The following is a 21,886-nucleotide window of genomic DNA, read 5'->3' as shown; positions in this document are numbered from 1 at the left end:
TATCATTCATGTAAACGATAATGATAGGAAGTTCTAATATGTTTAAATTTGATTGGAAGCCTTTTGTTTTATCTGTTTTGGCACTGTCTTTACTCTCGGCCTGTGACAAAAAAAATGGTGGGGATAATCAGGCTATTCATAGCTCAACTGAATCTGCGGTTGCAAGTAATGCCACAGCTATGCCTAGCACCACCATCAATGGACCAACGATTACAATCAATACCGCACGAGGTGAAATGATCGTACCGGAAAATCCAACTGATGTAGCAGTATTTGATATGGCTACTTTGGATGATTTACAAGCCTTGAACGTAGTGGTTAAAGGAGCACCAAAAAAAGTTTTGGTGCCTTACCTACAGGAAAAGCTAAAATCTGTCAGCAATGTCGGCACTTTGTTTGAACCAGATCTGGAAGCATTAAATGCCTTGAAACCACAACTGATCATTATTGCCGGCCGAAGTGCCCCCAAATATGATGTACTTTCAGCACTCGCTCCGACAATAGATATGTCTGATAATGGGCAAGACTTAATCGGTGACGGTTTGAAACGACTGGATACCTATGGTCGATTATTCAAAAAAGAAGCTGAAGCACAAAAATTGCATGGCGATATACAGAATTTGCTGAATGAAACTGCTCAAGCTGTTAAAGGAAAAGGAAATGGTCTGATTCTGATGGTCAATGCCGGTAAACTTTCTGCTTTTGGCTCATCTTCACGCTTTGGCTGGATCCACACTCAAGTAGGTGTTCCGATGGCAGACAACAATATTCCAGCTGCACCGCATGGTCAATCCGTTTCCTTTGAATATGTACAGAAAATTGATCCAGACTGGATTTTTGTTCTCGACCGAACCGCGGCGATTGGAGAAGAAGGAAAAACGGCACAAGCTGTACTGGATAATGAGCTCATTCGTCAGTCCAAAGCATGGAAAAATGGGCATATTATTTATCTAAGTAGTGCTGCTTATTTAGCCGCTGGTGGTGTGCAACAAATTAAAACTGATCTGACAAATATTAAGACAGCTTTTAACAAATAACCTACCTATATTTTGCATTGATGAACAGGTTACGCTTTAGCAACCATTTGACAGACTAAAGCGTTTACCTGTTTTCTTTCTGTTTGTTCTTATGTTTCGACCATCTCAGATAAATAGCCTAAATTTACTGCTGTTGCCATTTTTGCTTATTACCAGTATCTGCATCGGTGCTGCAAATTTGGATTGGCATCATCTCTTCACTGATCACAGTAGTTTTTCCTTACTGATTTACAGTCGGTTACCCCGTACTTTGGCTATTTTACTCACCGGTGCAACGTTAGCTGTAGCTGGCATGGTATTACAAATCGTACTGCATAACCGTTTTTTGGAACCCAACATGGTGGGGGCAACCCAAAGCGCAGCATTGGGCGTATTGTTAGTATCTCTTATTTTTCCGCAGGCATCACAGCTAGCGAAAATGAGCAGTGCCACGGTGACAGTGTTATTCGGCATGACTTTGTTCATTCTATTATTTCGGCGCTTACCACCGCAACGGCATATCATGATTCCACTGATTGGCATTATTTACGGCTGTATTATTGAAGCTGTGGTTAATTTTATCGGCGTTGAAACCAATACTTTACAATTGCTCGCAGTTTGGTTTGCCGGTGATTTTTCAGCGGTGCTGGCCGGACGTTACGAATTATTATGGCTAACAGCCGTGATGGCCATGGTCATTTATTTGCTCGCTGATCGGCTCACGATTGCCGGCTTGGGTCAAAATATCAGCATCAGTCTGGGCATTAATTATGCACAATTGATGTGGATTGCTCTGTTTATCGTCGCCATGATCACAGCTATTGTGGTGGTGACTGTGGGGCAAATACCCTTTATCGGTTTGGTGGTTCCGAATATTGTTTCGCGTTTGGCCGGTGATCGCTTACGCCAGAATTTACCTGCTGTGGCATTACTTGGTGCCAATATGTTACTGATATGTGACATCATTGGTCGTACCATTGATCCCCCATACGAAGTACCGGTTTCCATGATTTTCGGCATTGTTGGAACCGTTATCTTTCTATATCTGCTGTTCAAAAGGTCGCCCCTCCATGCTGCATAGTTTTTCACCGTCGCAAACTCGCTCTGGTGTGCGATTTTTATTCACACTCAGCATTCTGTTAATTCTAGCCAGCATTTTTTTTATGACGTTTGGCATCAAAGGTAGTTGGGATTTTGCTTTTCAGTTGCGTGGAAAAAAACTGTTGATGTTGTTGACAGTAGCCTATGCCGTTGGTGTATCAACCTTACTTTTTCAGACTCTGACCCATAATCCTATTTTGACCCCAGGCTTGCTGGGCTATGATTCACTTTATCTTTTACTGCAAACCATTACCGTATTTGTTGTAGGCGCAATTGGTTATAGCAGCATTGACGCACTTAATAAATTTATTCTTGAAACGCCGGTCATGTTGTTGGCGTCCTTACTCCTGTTTCGCACCTTAACCAAAAACAGCCATGGAGATCTGGCTCGTCTCATTCTAACCGGTATGATCTTTGCAGTGATGTTTCGTAGCTGTAATAGCCTATTGCAACGGTTACTTGATCCCACTATGTTTACTGTTGCTCAAACCAGTTACTTTGCACAGTTTACGTCAGTTAATGTCAGTACTTTGAGCATCGGTATCATTATCATGTTGTTGAGCATCGTCTGGATCTGGCGTATGCGTTTTCAACTTGATGTTTTAATGCTTGGGCGCGATGCTACCATTGCACTAGGGATTAATTACCTCAAAATTAGTCGCCAAATATTATTGTGGGTTGCTTTGCTGGTGTCCGTATCCACCGCATTAGTCGGTCCGGTTAGTTTTTTCGGCTTATTGATTTGTGCTTTGGTTAATTTATGCTCTACCAGCATGCAACATGCATTGCGTATTCCTGCGGCTTTTCTGATGGCAGCATTAATATTAATTGGTGGTCAGTTTATATTTGAACATTTACTCGGCATGCAAGGAGTATTAAGCGTGGTTATCGAATTTTGTGGAGGAATTGTTTTTCTATGGTTAGTTTTAGGTCGCAAATATTCATAACATGCCAACAACATCATAATTAATCTGCTGGTCTAAGGATTAACCTTCTTCAAACCTAATGAAACAGTCACATGATTACCATCAATCATCTCAATCATCAAATAAATGGCACCACCATTCTGCACGATATCAATCTGGTCATTCCAGATCACAGCATTACCGCTCTGATCGGACCAAATGGTGCCGGAAAATCAACTTTGTTTTCATTGATAGCCCGGCTGCAATCAATACAACAAGGTAGCATTTATCTGGATGAACTGGACGTTAATCACAGTAACTTCACAGTTATTGCTCAAAAATTGGCGATACTGTCACAGGATAATGATATTCACAGTCGCATCACCGTACGCGATTTATTGCTTTTTGGTCGTTATCCGCACAATCAAGGACGGGTCAACCACCATGATCAGCTGATCGTGGATCAGATTTTACACGCATTCGAATTGCAAACACTTCAGCACCGCTATCTGAGCGCTCTTTCTGGAGGACAGCGTCAGCGTGCTTTGGTTGCCATGACCTTTTGTCAACAAACCAAACACATCATCCTCGATGAGCCATTGAATAACCTTGATATGTATCATGCGCGCGAGCTGATGCGATTACTGAGTCAGCTGACCCAAGAACAAGGATTAACAACGGTTATGGTGGTGCACGATATTAATATGGCTGCAGCCTATGCAGATAACATCGTGGCCTTGAAAAACGGCCAGATTATTATGCAAGGCTCTCCTAAAGAGATCATAACTACAGATAATATGCTAACTATATTTAATTTAGAGGTTGAAGTGATAGAACATAAAGGTAAACCTCTAGTCATACACCATCATTAATTGATCTAGTGCAGAACCATAACTTAGTGATGATCGATAGTACTAAGATCAGATCATTCAATCCTTATGATCATCTAACTTTCATACTTTTGCGCACATTAAATCAATATAAATCGATTTAGGTGGCAATACCTTTGGGTTGGGATTACTCAACTCACTGTATTCCTATTAATTTTCATATTTCAACATTAAATTAATACCAGCAAAAATAGTCTCACCTGCTAACAGATTTATTTAATCGCCCACATTCCTGTATCAAAAAAGCATTTTTGCCAAATTTGATATAATAAGCTTATTCATTAAATTTACGGCAGTGACTGTGCCATGTCAGCATACGAATTCAATCAAATCCTGAGTAAAGATCGCTACTTTCTGCAACGTGCTTGTAAAAATCCGACCCGTTTTGGCGGAGAGGAAAAAGTAAACAGCCGTTACCAGCGCTCCCATCAGATTTACATGCAACGACTGCACAACTTACCTGTACCGGAATATGACAACACATTACCTGTACATGAAAAGCGCGCTGAAATCAAAAACGCCATTGCTGAGAATCAAGTAGTCATTGTTTGTGGTGAGACCGGATCAGGTAAAACCACTCAATTGCCCAAAATTTGCCTGGAATTGGGTCGTGGTGTGGCCGGTCTGATTGGCCATACCCAGCCTAGACGATTAGCAGCCAGATCCGTAGCAGAACGGATCGCGGAAGAATTACACAGCCAGATTGGGCAAATTGTTGGTTATAAAGTACGTTTTAACGATAAAACAGCTGCGCAAAGTTATATCAAACTGATGACCGACGGTATTTTATTGGCAGAAAGTCAAACCGACCATTTTTTAACCGCTTACGACACCATCATTATTGATGAAGCCCATGAACGCAGTTTAAATATCGACTTTCTGTTAGGCTACTTAAAGCAACTTTTGCCCCGTCGACCAGACCTCAAAGTCATCATCACCTCAGCCACCATCGATGCAGAACGCTTTAGCCAACACTTCACCATTCAAGGTAAAGCTGCACCGGTAATCGAAGTATCTGGCCGTACCTATCCGGTGGAAATCCGCTATCGCCCTCTGCATACTACCGATGCGGATGAAGCAGAAATTGAAATTAACGATGCCATAGTCGATGCAGCAGATGAGCTGGCTCGCGAAGGCAATGGCGATATCCTCATATTCCTGCCGGGTGAGCGTGAAATACGTGAAGCAGCTCATGCACTTCAACACTCTCCACTACGACAAAATGATGAAATCTTACCCTTATTTGCACGCCTTTCTGCCACCGAACAACATAAAATATTTCATCCCAGTGGGCGACAACGCCGAATAATACTCGCCACCAACGTAGCCGAAACCTCGCTCACCGTGCCTGGTATTCGCTACGTTATTGACACCGGATTGGCACGAGTCAAACGCTACTCTGCACGTGCTAAAGTAGAACAACTCCATATAGAACCCATCAGTCAAGCCGCTGCACGCCAGCGTGCAGGACGTTGCGGTCGTGTTGCTGCCGGCATCTGTATTCGCCTGTATAGCGAACAAGATTTTGATCAGCGCCCTGCTTTCACCGATCCAGAAATTATCCGTAGCAGTCTGGCTGCCGTCATTCTTCGCATGCTTAGCCTCAAACTTGGTGATATTAACGCATTCCCTTTTTTACAGGCTCCTGATCAGCGTTACATCAATGACGGCTATCAAATTTTACTTGAACTGGGTGCGGTAAACGAACAAAACCAGCTGAGCAAACTGGGCGAACAAATGGCACGTCTGCCAGTGGATCCACGTATTAGTCGCATGCTTTTGGCTGGCTCTCGCCTTCAATGCGTGGCAGAAATGTTGATCATCGTCGCTGCACTTTCTATTCAGGATCCGCGAGAACGCCCCATGGAAGCACGCGAGGCCGCAGCCAAAGCGCATGAGCGCTTTAATGACAAACAATCCGACTTTCTTGCCTACCTGAATATCTGGGATTCATATCAGCGCGAGCGTGATAAAGGTTTATCCAATCGTCAAATGATACAGTGGTGTCATCGATACTTTCTCTCTCATCTGCGTATGCGAGAATGGCGTGAGTTACATCATCAACTGGCACAAATTGCTATCGACATGGGGTTAACGGATAAAACTTCGGTTTACCGTCAAACACCGGTCAATAATATTGAACAACCCATAAACAATCCTCATCCAGATCAGGACTTATCCGCCAAACTGAAACAGAAACAAATCGAGCGCCGTCAGCAGCGACATAATCGACAACAAGCTAAAGAAGCAAGTTATGAACAGATTCACCGCGCACTACTGACCGGCTTAATCGCCAATATTGGTTTAAAGAGTCCAGAAGGCCATGACTATATCGGCGCACGAGGAATTCATTTTCATCTGTTCCCAGCATCTTCATTGTTCAAAAGCAAACCGAAATGGGTGGTGGCAGCAGAATTAACCGAAACCTCGCGCCTGTATGCTCGTGATGTCGGTAAAATCGAACCAGAATGGATCGAAAGTGAAGTGCCCCACCTGCTACGTTATCATTATTTCGAGCCACATTGGGAACAAAAACGCGGCGAAGTGGTCGCCAGCGAACGCATCACTCTATATGGGTTAACCGTATTACCACGAAGACCAGTCGCCTATGGCCGCATCAATCCAACCGAAGCACGCGAAATATTTATTCGTGGTGCCTTAGTGGCACAGGAATGCAAACTCAATGCACCATTTTTCCGCCATAATCGACAACTGATTGATGAAGTTGCAGAATTGGAGCACAAATCACGCCGACAGGACGTTTTGGTTGATGAAGAGGCCTTATTTAGCTTTTATGATCAACGCTTACCTGCCAGCGTTGAAAATCGTGGTCGTCAGTTGCCCTTAGCCGATATCCGCACATTTGAAATGTGGCGCAAACAGGCTGAACAAGACAATCCAAAACTACTGTATCTTAGTCGTGATGACCTGATGCAACATGCTGCTAGCAACGTCACCGAAAGCCAGTTTCCTGAATACCTTGATACCAAAGACGGTCAGTGCCCACTTACCTATCGCTTTGAACCTCATCATCCTTTAGACGGCGTTACCGTCACCATTCCCCTACCCTTACTCAACCGCATTAATGCTGCTCGGCTTGAGTGGCTGGTACCTGGAATGATCCGGGAAAAACTACAATTATTGATCAAAGCATTGCCTAAACAAATACGACGCATTTGCGTTCCCGTACCTGATTTCATTACGGCATTTCTCAATAGCAATCCAGACATCAATGCACCTTTATTGCCCCAACTGGCTCGCGCCATTGCAAAACAAAGTGGTGATATGCAATTGCTCAATCAAATCGATCTAGACCATTGGCGTACCCAGCAACTGCCTGCCCACTGTTATTTCAACATCATCATAGTAGATGACAGTGGAACAGAACTGGCCACCGGTCGCGATATCAACCTTTTGCAACAACAATTGGGGCAAGCAGCAGCAGTAACCTTCCGCGATAATAGCAACGAATTTGAGCGAGACAATATAACCAATTGGGATATCGGTTCCTTACCGGAAAGCATTAAATTTGCTCGTGCGCAGCAACAGCTCACCGGCTATCTGGCGTTACAAAACCAGAAAAATGGCACCATCGCCCTCAGATTATTTGATACAGCCGAGGCAGCTACTCAAGCACACCGAAAGGGCGTGATTGCATTAATGAGTATGCAACTGAAAGAACAAGTTAAAGACCTCAATAAAGGACTAGCGGATTTCACCCAAATCGCCATGTTTCTAAAACACCTTGGCACAGATACTTTACGCCAAGATCTAACCCAAACCGTACTTGACCGGGCATTAATCGGTGATGATGAATTACCGCGGGATGAAAAAGCATTCAAAGAACAATTGAAGCGTGCCCGTAGTCGTTTGCCTGCGGTAAAAGAAGCCGTTAATCGCTATGCTTTGCAAACCGCTCAAGCTTATGCAGAAGTCAACAGTCATCTGGGCAGACATCCCTTAACTCAACTACTGCGACAGCACCTTGACAACCTAATTTACCCAGGCTTTGCCAGTGCCACACCATGGCAACAATGGCCTCGATTGCCGATTTACTTGCAAGCCATGATCAAACGCATGGATAAATATGGCGCTAACCCAGCCAGAGATGCAGCACGAGAAGCCGATGTGCAAGGACTGACCACCATCTGGCAAACCAAAGTTCAGCAATATCAACAAGACAATCAGCCCATACCCATTGCTATTGCTGATTTTCGCTGGATGCTGGAAGAATTACGCGTCTCACTGTTTGCTCAAGAGCTCAAAACCCCATATCCCGTTTCCGCTAAACGGCTGAGTAAAGAATGGGATAAGCTGATTGCAATAAAATAAAACCACGACCAAAGCACACAAATATTAATCATATTTGTGTGCTCAACAATTAGCCACAATAAGAAACAAAACCTCAGCCTATAAAATCATGAATATGCAGTTGGCGAAGTCTAGCTCAGTATTACGAAACTATAATGTAACAAGCTGGACAACAATACCGATAAAAAAATCTAAAAATTATGTCTTTGTATTGCTAGCATTAACCACAACGAGCCTCTAATTTATACAATGAGCACCTAATTAAATACCGCAACACGGATCTTTTCCACATCAACATTTTCAATATATTTGACGATATTGGGGTAAACATTATAGTGATGTCCAAATTCAGGCTTCATTAATTCTTCAATTGCCTGAGATTTAGTCCAGTTTTGAAAAACCATCCGATACATTGCCACAACCACACCAGTACGATCACTACCATGCCAGCAATGAATTAAAACCGGTTTTGGATAACGATGTATTGCTCGTAGCGCCTCAATAACCTTTGCATCAGTGATTTTACCGGCACGCATTTTAACAGCAACTGCTGACAATTTCGTGTCCACCATTTCAGCTTCATCACTGTGCCATTGACGCAGATTAATAATCGTTTTGACACCCATTTTTTCAAGATATTGCATCTCTTGTGCTGTCGGTTGTTCAGACCGAAAAAGATCTTCAGATATCCGATAAAAATTATTGGGTAAATTAGTTGGTTGGTTGATTTGCGTCTGACAGCCACTGGCAATCAAACACACTACAAACATAAAATTAATGAATTTAGTCAACCAATTTATACCAAATCGCAGCATCTTATTTATCATTATGAGCATGTAACAAAAACTTTTCTAAAAGCAGAATCCAACATCATCGTCATACATATTTATGGTAAGTAAATCGAAGCAAAACAGTAAAATATCATTTCAAAGGTCAATCAATGTTCCCATTCAGCCAATCCCTCTCATACCCAGACCCACATTAATCAAAAATCATAACATAAATCAATGCCAGACTATGCTGCTACTTGTACCAAACAGCCCTCTGCTAAATAGACCTGTTATGAATATATTGCCCTCATTGACAGCCTAACTGGACTTCAACATCATACAAACCAAGTCTTTATAGAGAAATACGCAAACCCAGTTAACGACAATAAAGTCAGCATATGATCAACATCTCAATCATATAATCAATTCCTTAAACAAAACTTAACCCTTGCCAAATAAAAAAGCAAAAATCAATATTTACCCAAAAAAATAAAAAATAACAATATTGAAAAATTGATAATTAACAATTACTTATCTTAAAAGAATCTACGTAGACAGCTTTGAGCAATAGTAGTTTACTTAAAAATACAAAGACAAAAGTCTTAATTTTTAAATAAAAATAAGGAGATTCAAAATGGGCAAACCACTTAAACGCGACGTAAAATTCAGCACCTTTGATGAATTAAGAACCAACGCGCGCAAAAATTATCAAGATGGTGCAGTAACCTCAACTTACGAACTGGATGTCAATAAAGTCATAGAAATGCTCAACATAGCCTTGGCGTCAGAATGGGTATGCGTATTGCGCTATTTACGTCATTATTATATGGCTAAGGGTTTGTTTATGGACGCAGTTAAAGAAGAATTTATGGAGCATGCTGAGCAAGAACAAAAACATGCAGAAATGTTGGCAGAACGTATCACACAGCTTGGCGGTGAACCAGATCTGAATCCCGATGTCTTCATCCAACGCTCGCCAACCGAATACGTAGAAGGCGAAACCTTACGTGACATGGTTGAATCAGATCTAATTGCAGAGCGCATTGTTATTGACTTATATCGTCAAACCATCATGTACGTAGGCGATTACGATACCACCACCAAACGTATGCTGGAACACATACTTGCTGAGGAGGAAGATCATGCCGATGAATTATCGGATATGATGGAAGGTTTAGACGGAAAACCAGTATCAAGCAAAATCATCTAATATTCTCCAAAATATCCGCACCACTTCCGTGCGGATATTTTATCTATACCGTCATGACCATCAAAACCACCTGTCAACAAAATTCATTGCCAATCAATATCATTCCTTCTGCAAATTCTTCACTGCGCAACCACCGACAAACTCAACCATTTAATCCTCTTCATCATCTTCATTTTCCTGCACACTCACACTGTGCTCGATCAGCCCCGGCACCGCGAAGGTAACCAGATTATGTTTATTATCTGACAGCCGTTGTAAATAGGCTTCATCAATATCTCCGGTAATATAGCGACCATCAAAGCAAGAACTGTCAAATCCTTCGATTTGCGGATTCAGACTTAAAACCACTGCTTTAAGATCCTCCAAATCTTGAAAAACCACACCATCAGCACCGATTTCCTCAGCCACCTGATCTGCATCACGCTGATAAGATATCAACTCTTCACGCGTGGGCATATCAATACCGTAAACATTTGGAAATAAAACCGCCGGAGCTGCTGAGGCAAAATAAACCTTAGTTGCCCCTGCTTCTCGAACCATATCAACTATTTCACGGCTGGTGGTGCCTCGCACAATAGAGTCATCAACCAGCAACACTCTTTTTCCCTTAAATTCATAATTCATTGGATTAAGTTTCTGCCGTACCGACTTCTTCCGCACAGATTGTCCCGGCATAATAAACGTTCTACCAATATAGCGGTTTTTAAATAACCCTTCACGGTACGGTTTATTAAGATGTTGCGCCAATTCCATAGCACTAGGGCGACTGGTATCCGGCACCGGCATAACCACATCAATATCATCTAAATTGAGCGTTCGCCTCACCTTCTCGGCCAGCGTGATACCCATGTTCAGCCGTGCCTGATAAACTGATACTCCGTCCATAACCGAGTCTGGACGGGCGAAATAGACATATTCAAATAAACATGGCATTAAATGTGGCTGTTGTACACATTGACGGGAAAATAATTGACCATCGTTACTGATAAATATCGCCTCTCCTGGAGCTACATCGCGCATTAATTCAAAATCCAAACTGGGAAAAACCACTGATTCAGAAGCCACCACAAAATCAGTTTCTCCGTTTTTTACTCGCTTGCCCAAACATAACGGCCGTATTCCAAACGGATCACGAAATGCCAACAAACCATATCCAGCAATTAAGGCAACCACCCCATAAGCTCCATGAACACGCTGATGTAAAGCAGTCACAGCAGCAAAAATATCTTCCAGATTCAAAGAAGTTCGATCACCCACCTGATGTTCCAACGCACAAGCCAAAACATTCAGTAAAACCTCCGAATCAGAACGAGTATTAATGTGGCGAAGATCACCAAAACAGACATTCTTGAATAATTCTTCAGTGTTGGTCAGATTGCCATTATGTGCCAGTACAATACCAAACGGAGAATTAACATAAAAAGGCTGGGCTTCAGCACTACAATTGGCATTACCGGCAGTAGGATAACGTACATGGGCAATACCAACCTGTCCTACTAATTCACGCATATTACGCGTTCGGAATACATCCCGAACCATTCCTCGCCCTTTATGCATGTGAAACATAGTGCCTTCAGCGGTCACAATTCCGGCAGCATCCTGACCACGGTGCTGTAGCATTTGTAAACCGTCATACAACAACTGATTAACCCCTTCATGAGCAACAATACCCAAAACACCGCACATCTGAAACTCCATTCAAGACAAAAAAATACGCGCGTTCTAAATAGATAAAACGCGCGAGATATAGTTATATTCCATTACTATCTTACCGTTGAAGAAGGTAATTTTTCAATTACTGAGGATGGCAAATAGGGAATCGCCAGCAAAGCTATGTGTCCAAAAGTGCTGGCAGTTGCCGAATTACGCCATGTTGGCGTTTGTGGTAAATCAGTGAAAGAACAAATGATGACAACCAAAGTCACCATAATTACCCCTTTAACAATTCCGAAACAGGCACCCAAAAAACGATTCACTCCTCCCAATCCCATAGATTGCAAAAAAGTAGTGATTAAAGTACGAAACAAACGTTGCACAATCATCATGATCACAAAAATAATGATAAAAGACAGACCAAAAGCGATCTCTCTTGGTTGCATACTGGCAAATGCGATATTCGCCAAATGTGTAGCAAAAAATTTTGCTACAATGAATGACACAATCCAGCTTAGCAAAGAAGCTACTTCATTTACCAGTCCACGCATCATGGCCATCACCGTGGTCAGCAAAATAAAACCAAGTGCAAATAAATCAAACGTGGTCATGCAACTACCATTCCCTACAAACCAATAACAATGCCACTCATTCCGGCTGCCTGAATTTTATTCAAATTTTGTACCGCCAGCTCTCTGCTGTTATAGATACTACTGCGCACCCGAAACAACGTCCCCTTACTGGTCTGACCAGAACTAATATTACTGGTGATGCCAATAGCTGCCAGCTTTTGCTGTACAATTTTTGCCTGTGCTTCAGTAGTATAAGCTCCGACCTGAATAATTGTCCGTTCTTTCGGCACAGAATTTGTCGTAACCGTCTTGGCTACTTTATTGGTTGCTGGAGAAACCATACTCAGGTTAGCTGCTTTATTCTCCAAAATTTGCTGCGGAGTTAACTTTTTCAGAGAAGGTTTGTTATTTCCTTTAGCAGCATTGGCTTTATTTACTGATTTTTTAGATCCCGTTTCCGTTTTACCTGCTACAGAAGTAGATGATCTATTTTTATTTTCTTGAACATGATGTTGACCATTAGCATTATCCGGAACATGAGCAACAACATTACCAGTTGAAGTTTGTGCGGATGTATTAGAAGTGCTATCAGTGGAGACATTAGCAACAACATTGTGATTATTTTCACCTGAAGTATTACCCGTAGAATGAACTTGTTGCTGCGTCTGCTGTCCCGATATTTCCGAAGCAGAAGGATTGGGGTAGATAGGTGAGTGTACATTAGCTACAACGGATTGACTAGCGGATGCAGCGGAAGCATCGGCTGGCAAATTATTCACCAAAATTTCAGGATTTGGATTTACATCTTGTCTAGCTGAAGAAACAACATGATCATTGCCAGAATTAGGCTGACTGGAAGCATTCGTCACCACATCCAATTGCGGAGCAACAACCTGCTTTGCAGATCGATGATTAATCATCGTGACGAGTAAAATAACCGCCACCAATACCATAATTAAAGCACCCATCAGACGTCGACGATTACGCCGCTTCAATTGCTCATAATTTTGTTGTGCATTCATTTATACCAACCTCCTCCGAACTGAGTGCATTTGTGCATAAATTCCTACTATGTGAGTGATGTTAATATTTCTGCAACGGTATGAAATGATCCAAATATCACAATTCTATCATTTTCACCAGCCCGTGTTAAAGCAGCTTGATACGCTAGTTGAATATTATCAAAGCTATGTACCTGACAACTATTAAATTTTGCAAAATGCATCTGTAGTTGTTTAACATTTAAACCACGTGACGTAGACAATGACGCAATAAACCATTCATCAAACTGGTCGCGCAAAATCTCCAGTACTGTTTCAATATCCTTATCAGACAACATACTGAAAACCGCCAGCCTTTTTGCTGCAGTAGGCAAAGCCTGAAGCGATTGTCTTAAAGCACGTGCTGCATGTGGATTATGACCAACATCGACAATCCGCATCGGTTTACCCGGTAAAACTTCAAACCTACCCGTATGCTTAACCTCAATCAATCCTTGTCTGATCGCCCCTACTTCAACAGGCAATAACTCTTGCAAACAAGCAAGCACAGTTAACGCGCAAGCCGCATTATTCAACTGAAAACCACCCTGCAAAGCAGGCATCGGCAAATCAAATTTGTGCTCATGACCAACTAAACCATTACTGAATTGTGGCTGAAAACAATACGTCCACATTGATTCAGTACGTTGATTACAAGCAAAATCCTTGCCAAGTATTAATAAATCTGCAAATATTTTCTGTGCATAATTATTTAATTTCAATGGGATATACTCTTGTCCCAAAATAGTTGGTCTACCTGAACGCATTACCCCTGCTTTTTCATAAGCAACGTCCTCAATCGTATTGCCTAAATACGCCTCATGATCCAAATCTACAGTAGTAATAACCGATACATCAGCATCAAAAATATTCACCGCATCCAACCGTCCACCCAGCCCCACCTCGAGAACCATCACATCAACCTGTTGCAAATTGAAAATTTGCACCGCAGCTAACGTGTTGAATTCAAAATAAGTCAGAGCCACATCCTGACGAGCTTCCTCAATGCATGCAAATGCAGAAACAATCTCATCATCACCAACAGCCTGACCATCCACTGCAATTCTTTCATTAAATCGCAATAAATGTGGGCTCGTTAGCGTTCCTACCCGATATCCTGCTGCATGATAAATTTGAGTTAAATAAGCGCAGACGGAGCCTTTACCATTCGTTCCGGCAACCACAATAACCGGGCAATTAGGATGTAAATCCATGCGTTTGCGCACAGACTCCACCCGCTCCAACCCAAGTTCAATCTTGCCGTCAACCATCCCATTTTCCAGATAGTTGAGCCATTGTGATAAAGAATTAGCACTAAACTTGTTATTCATTAGATGTTTGCTTATCCCTTTGCTTATTTATCTGCATAGACTTACCTACTACATTCCGCCAGAAACTGGATCGCGCATGTTGCGGCTGACACCAGCGCGCCCAAACCTGTAATCTTCGCCATGACTGCTTATCTGTCATGTCTGGCAACAACACAATTCTTACCTCTCCGTCACCAGTACGCCACTTCAACGCCAAAAAACCTCGCCGAACCATACTGTCAGCCAACAACACTGCTGATATCCTTTTAGAATGTTTAGTCAGAGTCAATTGCGCTTGTAACTCAGCATTAATTGTAATCCGTTTAACTACCGGCTGGCGTAAATGATAAAACGACCAGCATCCACAGCCAAACAGTCCGGCTAACCACCCTATCCTTTCCCATCCCGAAAAAAAAAGCATAATGACTGGCAACGTTAGCAAATAAAGCACCACAGCTAATAATTGCAGTTTACGCGAAGGATAAACCCGCACAATAAAACCTTGCATCAGCCAATCCTACTCCTTTAGTCACCATAAACAGGTGAGATCTCTAAATCTGCATCAATTAAATCAAGCACCATATCATGCACTTCAACCGTAAAAAAATCCCAAAACCGAGAAAGATCAATTTCCGGCCATACTTTCCGATTAATTTCCCAGCCAGACAATTCAGCTTCAAAAATCTGCCTAAATCGTTCGCCGATAAAACCCATTACCTCTTCTGGTGATTCAAATTCCGGTACCAGCAAAGTAGTACAATTACTTTGTAATTGTGGTAAAGTTAAATCAGGCATGTCTTCATCTGTGCTTTTCAACCAATCAAGAAAAGATTGCGTCGGTTTCAGTACCACAGCACTACGATCTACAAAATACATGAACTATTCCTCATCCAAAAACAATTAAACAACATTATTGTACTGTACAACTTCCATAACGTATATTTCCCTTTCCCAATACAGAATATAGCCAGAACAACTGGAAAAATCCATAGAGGAGCAAGCATAGATGTACAGCGACCATCTGCATAAATTTAATCAAATACTGCCATCGAGTAATATTTTAACCGATCCAGATATCACCTCTTCATTCTGTACCGACCATCGCAACCGTTACCATGGCGAAGCATTTGCAGTACTCCAGCCAGATAATGTTGACGCCATTCAAAAAATTATGCGCTATTGTCATCAGCATCACATACCCGTGACACCTCAAGGTGGCAATACAGGACTATGTGGGGGCGCAACGCCACATAGCAGCATCAGTAAACAAGGCATAATATTGTCCCTATCCAAACTTAACCGGCTACGAAACCTAAGCTATGATGACAACACCATCACAGTTGAAGCCGGAATGATACTGGCTGATTTACAAACTGAAGCCCGAAACGCTGGTCTTTACTTCCCCCTTAGTCTTGCTAGTGAAGGTTCCTGCCAAATTGGCGGAAATATTGCCTGTAATGCTGGTGGTGTTAACGTCGTACGCTATGGCACAACACGTGATCTGGTTATCGGACTAGAATATGTATTGCCCACAGGCGAATTGATAAGCCATCTACAACCCTTACACAAAAACACCAGCGGATATGAAATGCGCCAAATCATCATCGGCAGCGAAGGGACACTCGCCATCATTACCGCAGCTACCCTAAAACTCTTTGCCCAACCCTTAAGCATACTCACAGCTTGGATAGGAATCGACACAATTCAGACTGCCATCGATCTGTTACAACGACTCAGAGATCAGCTTAGTGATCGTATTTCCAGCTTCGAGCTAATCAGTAGTCAAGCCCTGAAATTGTCTTCATCTTATAGCCAACTACAGCCGCCTACCGAAGCTGCTTGGCATATACTTTTAGAATTGACCGACAGCATTCCCAATCAAAACCTGACAGATCCATTAATCAGCGTACTTGAACAGGGGAACTGGTTGAATACAGTTATTGCCCAGTCAGAAACAGAACGAAATCAGCTTTGGAAATTACGTGAAAACATCTCCGAAGCTCAACGCCATCTTGGCGCCAGCATCAAACATGATATTGCTTTACCCATAGAGTACATAGCGGATTTTGTTGAACACTCACAACAACAGTTGCAGCAAGCATTTCCTCATGCACAAACCATACTGTTTGGTCATTTGGGCGATGGCAGCTTACATTACAACGTCTTCCTAGGCGATACACTAAATAACGACGTCTATCAACATGAAGACAACATCAACAAAATCGTCTATGAATGCGTTATAAAACATCATGGCACCGTTGCAGCCGAACATGGAATCGGACAACTGAAAACTCAATGGATTCCACAAATACGTACCCAGTCAGAAATTAATTGGATGAGAATACAAAAACAAACCCTGGATCCGCATAATATCCTCAACATCGGTAAAGTTCTGCCACCCCTACCATGATATAGTAACGTCTTTAAATCAAATGGCCACAACATGCAAGAAGTAACGCTTTATACAGATGGAGCCTGCAAAGGCAATCCCGGAATTGGTGGCTGGGGCGCATTTCTACAATTTGGTATACACAGCAAAGAATTATATGGTGGAGAAGCCAGCACCACCAACAACCGTATGGAACTAACAGCCGTCATACAAGGACTGGCTGCACTTAAGCGCCCGTGCATCGTCCATATTTATACCGACTCGCAATATGTTAAAAACGGTATGCAGGAGTGGATTCATAACTGGAAAAATCGCGGTTGGAAAACCGCTGCAAAACAGCCGGTAAAAAATGTTGAACTATGGCAAGCGCTTGATAAAGAAGTAAACAAACATCAAGTACAATGGCACTGGGTAAAAGGTCACGCCGGAAACATAGGCAATGAAAAAGCCGACCAACTGGCTAATCGAGGCGTTGAATCTTTAGCACAGCAACAAATACAAGCTCTTCAAACAGACATCATCGATCATGAAAATAATCCATAAATTTCAACATTAATTATGCTGGACTAAACTTAGTCACATTAGTAGTTACCAAAAATAAAAGATAAAAATATTATGCTTATAATCTATTTGAAAATATGCAAACATCAGAGTCAGTTAAACTCATTAAAAGCAAATAAAAAAACTTTGAATTGATCACTTTAGACATACTAATCACTAAAACTTACCTACATCTTTAAATTCACTACCTTCTTAAACATCCATGAAAAACAATCAGAGAAAAAACTTGATCAAATATTCATAAGCAAACCAAAAAACACCGGCAGTTTAATCAATCCATCTTCAGGCAAAACAAAACCGGATACCTAAAGTATCCGGTTTTAATCAGCTAAGTAAGCAACTAAGTAGTATTACATCATACCGCCCATGCCACCCATACCGCCCATGCCACCCATATCTGGCATAGCAGGTTTATCTTCTGGCAATTCAGTTACCATGCAATCAGTAGTCAACATCAGGCCAGCGATAGAGGCAGCATGTTGCAAGGCAGTGCGGGTTACCTTAGCAGGATCCAACACACCCATTTCCAACATATCACCATATTCGCCAGTACCAGCGTTGTAACCATAGTTACCAGAGCCATTCAATACATTGTTTACCACTACGCTTGGCTCATCACCAGCATTGGCAACGATCTGACGCAGAGGAGCTTCAACCGCTTTCAATACAATTTTCACACCAGCATCCTGATCTGCATTAGTACCTTTCAGATCAGAAATAGCAGCACGAGCACGCAGCAAAGCCACACCACCACCAGCTACCACACCTTCTTCAACGGCAGCACGAGTAGCATGTAAAGCATCATCTACACGGTCTTTCTTCTCTTTCATTTCAACTTCAGTTGCAGCACCAACCTTAATTACAGCCACACCACCAGCCAATTTAGCGACACGTTCCTGTAATTTTTCTTTATCATAATCACTGCTGGCCACTTCGATTTGCTTACGGATTTCGCCAACACGAGCTTCAACCGCCGCTTTATCACCCAAACCGTCAATAATAGTAGTATTCTCTTTAGCAACTTCAATACGTTTTGCCTGACCCAGATCTTCCAGAGTCACTTTTTCCAAAGTCAAACCAACTTCTTCAGCGATAACTGTACCGCCAGTCAAAATTGCGATGTCCTGCAACATAGCTTTACGGCGGTCACCAAAACCAGGAGCTTTCACAGCAACAGTTTTCAGAATACCGCGGATATTGTTTACCACCAGCGTAGCCAACGCTTCGCCTTCAACATCCTCAGCAATAATCAACAACGGACGGCTAGTTTTAGCAACCTGTTCCAGTACTGGCAACAAATCACGAATATTAGAGATTTTTTTATCGAACAACAAAATGAAAGGGCTATCCAGACCGGCAATCTGTTTTTCCACATCAGTAACAAAATATGGAGACAAGTAGCCACGGTCAAACTGCATACCTTTAACTACTTCAACTTCATTCTCTAAAGATTTACCGTCTTCAACAGTAATCACACCCTCTTTGCCAACTTCATTCATTGCTTTGGCAATGATTTCACCGATTGATTCATCAGCATTAGCAGAAATAGAAGCAACTTGAGAGATTTCTTTAGATTTTTCTGGAACAGGTTTAGATATTTTTTTCAGTTCAGCCACAATCGCTTCTACTGCTTTATCAATACCACGTTTTAGATCCATCGGATTCATGCCAGCAGTAACATATTTCATACCTTCAGCAACCACGGCCTGAGCCAACACAGTTGCAGTAGTAGTACCGTCACCAGCCACATCATTCGTTTTAGAAGCCACTTCCTTAACCAACTGCGCACCCATATTCTCGAATTTATCTTTCAATTCGATTTCTTTAGCTACAGATACACCGTCTTTAGTAATGTGTGGACCACCAAAAGCACGATCTAACAGAACATTGCGACCTTTAGGGCCTAAAGTAACCTTAACTGCATCAGCCAATACATTGACACCAGCAACCATTTTCTGACGGGCTTCGTCAGCGAACTTCACGTCTTTTGCAGCCATTTCAAACTCCTAATAATTAAAAATCAATATTTACAATAGTCTAATAACTTATTCAACAATACCGAAAATGTCTTCTTCGCGCATTACCAGCAGCTCTTCACCATCAACTTTAACAGTCTGACCACTGTATTTGCCAAAAATCACCTTATCGCCAACTTTAACATCCAATGCCTGACGATCACCGTTTTCCAACAACTTACCATTGCCCACAGCCAATACCTCACCCATATCCGGTTTTTCTGCTGCTGAACCAGGCAATACAATACCAGAAGCAGTTTTCTCTTCTGCTTCCAGACGTTTAACGACAACGCGATCATTTAAAGGACGAATAGTCATAATATCTTCTCCACATCTTCGGTGCCATGAAGCACATAAATTTGGTCAATACAAACCCGCAAAACTTGCAGGACATAAAAAATTGTTTCGGTAAATAAAGTAAGGATAGACCACCACAATTCAAGGGGAAATCTAATAAATTTTTTCCCTTTTCTTATCAACACTTAGCAAAATTAAAGAAATATTAGACAGTTAGCATCACTTCTTTCAATAAAACAAAACCTAATTTTCTAGATAATTGAAATAATTGAAACATTGAAGAACTTATGTACAGACAGGCTCAAATCAAACCTAAGCATAAAAAACTGGGCAGACAATTGAATAAACAACGGTTATTCAAATAAAGAGATAAATAAATCATTAAAAACCTTAAACCCTTATGCTATTTCATTCTTGGTATTTGGTATAAAGCAGCACCAAAATGTCACCTTCAAGCACAAAAGTTTTATAGAAAATAAAGAATATTACTCAACCACAACATATCATTTTAATAACCATCTATCTGAACGATAAACGATTAAAAACCGTCTACACCCCTTAGATCTCTTCCTGACCAAAATGATGCTTGATTTGCACCGATATTAATTCACGCGCACGAGCAATGCGCGAACGGATAGTGCCAATTGGACACCGTTGTCTATTAGCGATTTCCTCATATGACAATCCTTCAATTTCACATAACAAAATCGACTCACGCAAACATTCAGGCAACTGCTTAATCGTCTTATCCAAAATATCCAGAAGCTCCCGATTAAGCAAATATCTTTCTGGAGTTTTAAAATCCGGTAGCATATCCATAATCATCATTGCTTCACCATCATCATCATTAAAATCACTAATTAAAGCTGAATGGCGGCTATTGATGGTATGCATCGTTCTTGCAGTATTTTTACCAATACAACAAAGCCACGTAAAAAACCGGCTATCACCTCTAAATTGAGGTAACGCCCTATATGCCTTGAGCAAAGTTTCCTGCATAACATCCTGTGCCGATTGTTCATCATGAGTGCAACGATGAAGAAAATGAATAAGACGATGTTCATAACGGCGCACCAATTTATCAAAAACCTGCCTGTCACCTTTTTGTGCCTGACTAATTAACAATTGCTCCTCTACAAAATTACTTAACCCATCTTGCATATTTCTTTCTCCTTTTTATTGTCAGCCCCTTGTTAGACTTAGCAGAAAACACCAATAAATATGGATAAGAAATACTTAACAGGCAAACCCATTTTTTTCAGTAGACCCTTTATCAACAGCATCCCATTATTCATCCAACCGACTTCACCTGCTCATTTAATAAATTAATTTTCCAACAACCTTTTACCAACCTATTAACAAGCCTGAACAACAGAAATCAAATCCCTTAACAAAAAGTTCTGACATTTATATTCAACATCACACAGCAAAATCTGATTAAGTTTAGATACAACCCAATTACTCCTCCTCCGAGTAATACTGGCAACCATATCCATTTCACCAAATCATCAACCCATAGTCAGTAGACATACATTAACATTTATAAACATAAACCATGCCAACCAACATCATTACCACGTAATATTCTGCCTATTAATCCATAATTTATATTTATAATATAACACTTTAACCACAAAAAGATACCTTACCATTACAACTTTGCTTTCCATCAACTACTTAGCGGATTCATTTCTCCGGCTGAAACATGTAAAGATTTAAATAATGAAAACTTAAAAAAAACTAAGCTTACAATTAGTACTTTAAAAATTTTGCTCTGGTAATTTTTTTATATTTATCATGATTTAAAATAGAAAATTATAAGTCATGATACGGAATTATTCCTACC

General features: G+C 41.4%; 18 protein-coding genes. 8 read left to right on the top strand and 10 right to left on the bottom strand.

Features of this window, described 5'->3' with window-relative positions; genetic code table 11:
- Positions 1-38: 38 nt before the first annotated feature.
- From J3U68_RS03240 to hrpA, 5 genes are all read left to right on the top strand, one after another.
- Positions 39-1,037, top strand: a complete 999-nt coding sequence (locus J3U68_RS03240; protein ID WP_267374567.1) for a siderophore ABC transporter substrate-binding protein — start codon at positions 39-41, stop codon at positions 1,035-1,037.
- A gap of 91 nt (positions 1,038-1,128) precedes the next feature.
- Positions 1,129-2,097 (top strand): ABC transporter permease, encoded by a 969-nt coding sequence (locus J3U68_RS03235; RefSeq protein WP_267374565.1) that lies wholly within the window; start codon positions 1,129-1,131, stop codon positions 2,095-2,097.
- Positions 2,098-2,179: 82 nt separating this feature from the next.
- Positions 2,180-3,064 carry an iron chelate uptake ABC transporter family permease subunit gene (locus J3U68_RS03230; RefSeq protein WP_267374563.1) on the top strand — a complete coding sequence of 295 codons (885 nt, stop codon included), beginning with the start codon at positions 2,180-2,182 and terminating at the stop codon, positions 3,062-3,064.
- A 71-nt stretch (positions 3,065-3,135) separates the two neighbouring features.
- Positions 3,136-3,894: an ABC transporter ATP-binding protein gene (locus J3U68_RS03225; protein WP_267374561.1), complete on the top strand. Its 759-nt coding sequence runs from the start codon at positions 3,136-3,138 to the stop codon at positions 3,892-3,894.
- Positions 3,895-4,218: 324 nt separating this feature from the next.
- Positions 4,219-8,244, top strand: coding sequence for an ATP-dependent RNA helicase HrpA (gene hrpA / locus J3U68_RS03220; RefSeq protein WP_267374559.1), 4,026 nt, complete (start codon positions 4,219-4,221; stop codon positions 8,242-8,244).
- 236 nt (positions 8,245-8,480) lie between these two features.
- On the opposite strand, the gene J3U68_RS03215 is transcribed toward hrpA, so the two are convergent.
- Positions 8,481-9,038 carry a tyrosine-protein phosphatase gene (locus tag J3U68_RS03215; RefSeq protein ID WP_267374557.1) on the bottom strand — a complete coding sequence of 186 codons (558 nt, stop codon included), beginning with the start codon at positions 9,036-9,038 and terminating at the stop codon, positions 8,481-8,483.
- A gap of 589 nt (positions 9,039-9,627) precedes the next feature.
- Between J3U68_RS03215 and J3U68_RS03210 the strand changes: the two genes are divergently transcribed.
- Positions 9,628-10,203 carry a ferritin-like domain-containing protein gene (locus J3U68_RS03210; protein ID WP_267374555.1) on the top strand — a complete coding sequence of 192 codons (576 nt, stop codon included), beginning with the start codon at positions 9,628-9,630 and terminating at the stop codon, positions 10,201-10,203.
- 150 nt (positions 10,204-10,353) lie between these two features.
- Here the strand turns inward: J3U68_RS03210 and purF are convergent, their stop codons facing one another.
- From purF to J3U68_RS03180, 6 genes are all read right to left on the bottom strand, one after another.
- Positions 10,354-11,889 carry an amidophosphoribosyltransferase gene (purF, locus tag J3U68_RS03205; RefSeq protein ID WP_267374553.1) on the bottom strand — a complete coding sequence of 512 codons (1,536 nt, stop codon included), beginning with the start codon at positions 11,887-11,889 and terminating at the stop codon, positions 10,354-10,356.
- Positions 11,890-11,966: 77 nt separating this feature from the next.
- Entirely contained in the window at positions 11,967-12,467 is a 501-nt protein-coding gene (locus J3U68_RS03200) for a CvpA family protein (RefSeq protein WP_267374551.1), read from the bottom strand.
- A gap of 14 nt (positions 12,468-12,481) precedes the next feature.
- A complete protein-coding gene (locus J3U68_RS03195) occupies positions 12,482-13,450 on the bottom strand; it encodes an SPOR domain-containing protein (RefSeq protein ID WP_267374549.1) in 969 nt (322 codons plus the stop codon).
- A gap of 47 nt (positions 13,451-13,497) precedes the next feature.
- A complete protein-coding gene (folC, locus tag J3U68_RS03190) occupies positions 13,498-14,799 on the bottom strand; it encodes a bifunctional tetrahydrofolate synthase/dihydrofolate synthase (RefSeq protein WP_267374547.1) in 1,302 nt (433 codons plus the stop codon).
- A complete protein-coding gene (locus J3U68_RS03185; protein ID WP_267374545.1) occupies positions 14,792-15,286 on the bottom strand; it encodes a protein YgfX in 495 nt (164 codons plus the stop codon). The genes folC and J3U68_RS03185 overlap by 8 nt, the downstream gene beginning before the upstream one ends.
- 17 nt (positions 15,287-15,303) lie before the next feature.
- A complete protein-coding gene (locus J3U68_RS03180; protein ID WP_267374543.1) occupies positions 15,304-15,654 on the bottom strand; it encodes a hypothetical protein in 351 nt (116 codons plus the stop codon).
- A gap of 130 nt (positions 15,655-15,784) precedes the next feature.
- Between J3U68_RS03180 and J3U68_RS03175 the strand changes: the two genes are divergently transcribed.
- Positions 15,785-17,188 (top strand): FAD-binding oxidoreductase, encoded by a 1,404-nt coding sequence (locus J3U68_RS03175; protein WP_267374540.1) that lies wholly within the window; start codon positions 15,785-15,787, stop codon positions 17,186-17,188.
- A gap of 33 nt (positions 17,189-17,221) precedes the next feature.
- On the top strand, positions 17,222-17,710 hold the full coding sequence (gene rnhA / locus J3U68_RS03170; RefSeq protein WP_267374538.1) for a ribonuclease HI: 489 nt from the start codon (positions 17,222-17,224) through the stop codon (positions 17,708-17,710).
- 368 nt (positions 17,711-18,078) lie between these two features.
- Here the strand turns inward: rnhA and groL are convergent, their stop codons facing one another.
- The 3 genes from groL to J3U68_RS03155 form a co-directional block, all read right to left on the bottom strand.
- A complete protein-coding gene (gene groL, locus J3U68_RS03165; protein ID WP_267374536.1) occupies positions 18,079-19,725 on the bottom strand; it encodes a chaperonin GroEL in 1,647 nt (548 codons plus the stop codon).
- A 48-nt stretch (positions 19,726-19,773) separates the two neighbouring features.
- Positions 19,774-20,061, bottom strand: coding sequence for a co-chaperone GroES (groES, locus tag J3U68_RS03160; protein WP_267374534.1), 288 nt, complete (start codon positions 20,059-20,061; stop codon positions 19,774-19,776).
- A gap of 537 nt (positions 20,062-20,598) precedes the next feature.
- Positions 20,599-21,201, bottom strand: coding sequence for a sigma-70 family RNA polymerase sigma factor (locus tag J3U68_RS03155; protein WP_267374532.1), 603 nt, complete (start codon positions 21,199-21,201; stop codon positions 20,599-20,601).
- Positions 21,202-21,886: the final 685 nt, after the last annotated feature.

Source organism: Snodgrassella sp. B3882 (assembly GCF_026535915.1).
GTDB lineage: Bacteria > Pseudomonadota > Gammaproteobacteria > Burkholderiales > Neisseriaceae > Snodgrassella.
The sequence above is the reverse complement of the archived record's forward strand: the minus strand, read 5'-3'. Positions and strand labels throughout refer to the sequence as shown.

Coding starts and splice junctions, on each gene's coding strand:
- J3U68_RS03240 (WP_267374567.1), top strand. CDS start 39: ATGTTTAAATTTGATTGGAAGCCTTTTGTTTTATCTGTTTTGGCACTG.
- J3U68_RS03235 (WP_267374565.1), top strand. CDS start 1,129: ATGTTTCGACCATCTCAGATAAATAGCCTAAATTTACTGCTGTTGCCA.
- J3U68_RS03230 (WP_267374563.1), top strand. CDS start 2,180: ATGACGTTTGGCATCAAAGGTAGTTGGGATTTTGCTTTTCAGTTGCGT.
- J3U68_RS03225 (WP_267374561.1), top strand. CDS start 3,136: ATGATTACCATCAATCATCTCAATCATCAAATAAATGGCACCACCATT.
- hrpA (WP_267374559.1), top strand. CDS start 4,219: ATGTCAGCATACGAATTCAATCAAATCCTGAGTAAAGATCGCTACTTT.
- J3U68_RS03215 (WP_267374557.1), bottom strand. CDS start 9,038: ATGCTGCGATTTGGTATAAATTGGTTGACTAAATTCATTAATTTTATG.
- J3U68_RS03210 (WP_267374555.1), top strand. CDS start 9,628: ATGGGCAAACCACTTAAACGCGACGTAAAATTCAGCACCTTTGATGAA.
- purF (WP_267374553.1), bottom strand. CDS start 11,889: ATGTGCGGTGTTTTGGGTATTGTTGCTCATGAAGGGGTTAATCAGTTG.
- J3U68_RS03200 (WP_267374551.1), bottom strand. CDS start 12,467: ATGACCACGTTTGATTTATTTGCACTTGGTTTTATTTTGCTGACCACG.
- J3U68_RS03195 (WP_267374549.1), bottom strand. CDS start 13,450: ATGAATGCACAACAAAATTATGAGCAATTGAAGCGGCGTAATCGTCGA.
- folC (WP_267374547.1), bottom strand. CDS start 14,799: ATGAATAACAAGTTTAGTGCTAATTCTTTATCACAATGGCTCAACTAT.
- J3U68_RS03185 (WP_267374545.1), bottom strand. CDS start 15,286: ATGCAAGGTTTTATTGTGCGGGTTTATCCTTCGCGTAAACTGCAATTA.
- J3U68_RS03180 (WP_267374543.1), bottom strand. CDS start 15,654: ATGTATTTTGTAGATCGTAGTGCTGTGGTACTGAAACCGACGCAATCT.
- J3U68_RS03175 (WP_267374540.1), top strand. CDS start 15,785: ATGTACAGCGACCATCTGCATAAATTTAATCAAATACTGCCATCGAGT.
- rnhA (WP_267374538.1), top strand. CDS start 17,222: ATGCAAGAAGTAACGCTTTATACAGATGGAGCCTGCAAAGGCAATCCC.
- groL (WP_267374536.1), bottom strand. CDS start 19,725: ATGGCTGCAAAAGACGTGAAGTTCGCTGACGAAGCCCGTCAGAAAATG.
- groES (WP_267374534.1), bottom strand. CDS start 20,061: ATGACTATTCGTCCTTTAAATGATCGCGTTGTCGTTAAACGTCTGGAA.
- J3U68_RS03155 (WP_267374532.1), bottom strand. CDS start 21,201: ATGCAAGATGGGTTAAGTAATTTTGTAGAGGAGCAATTGTTAATTAGT.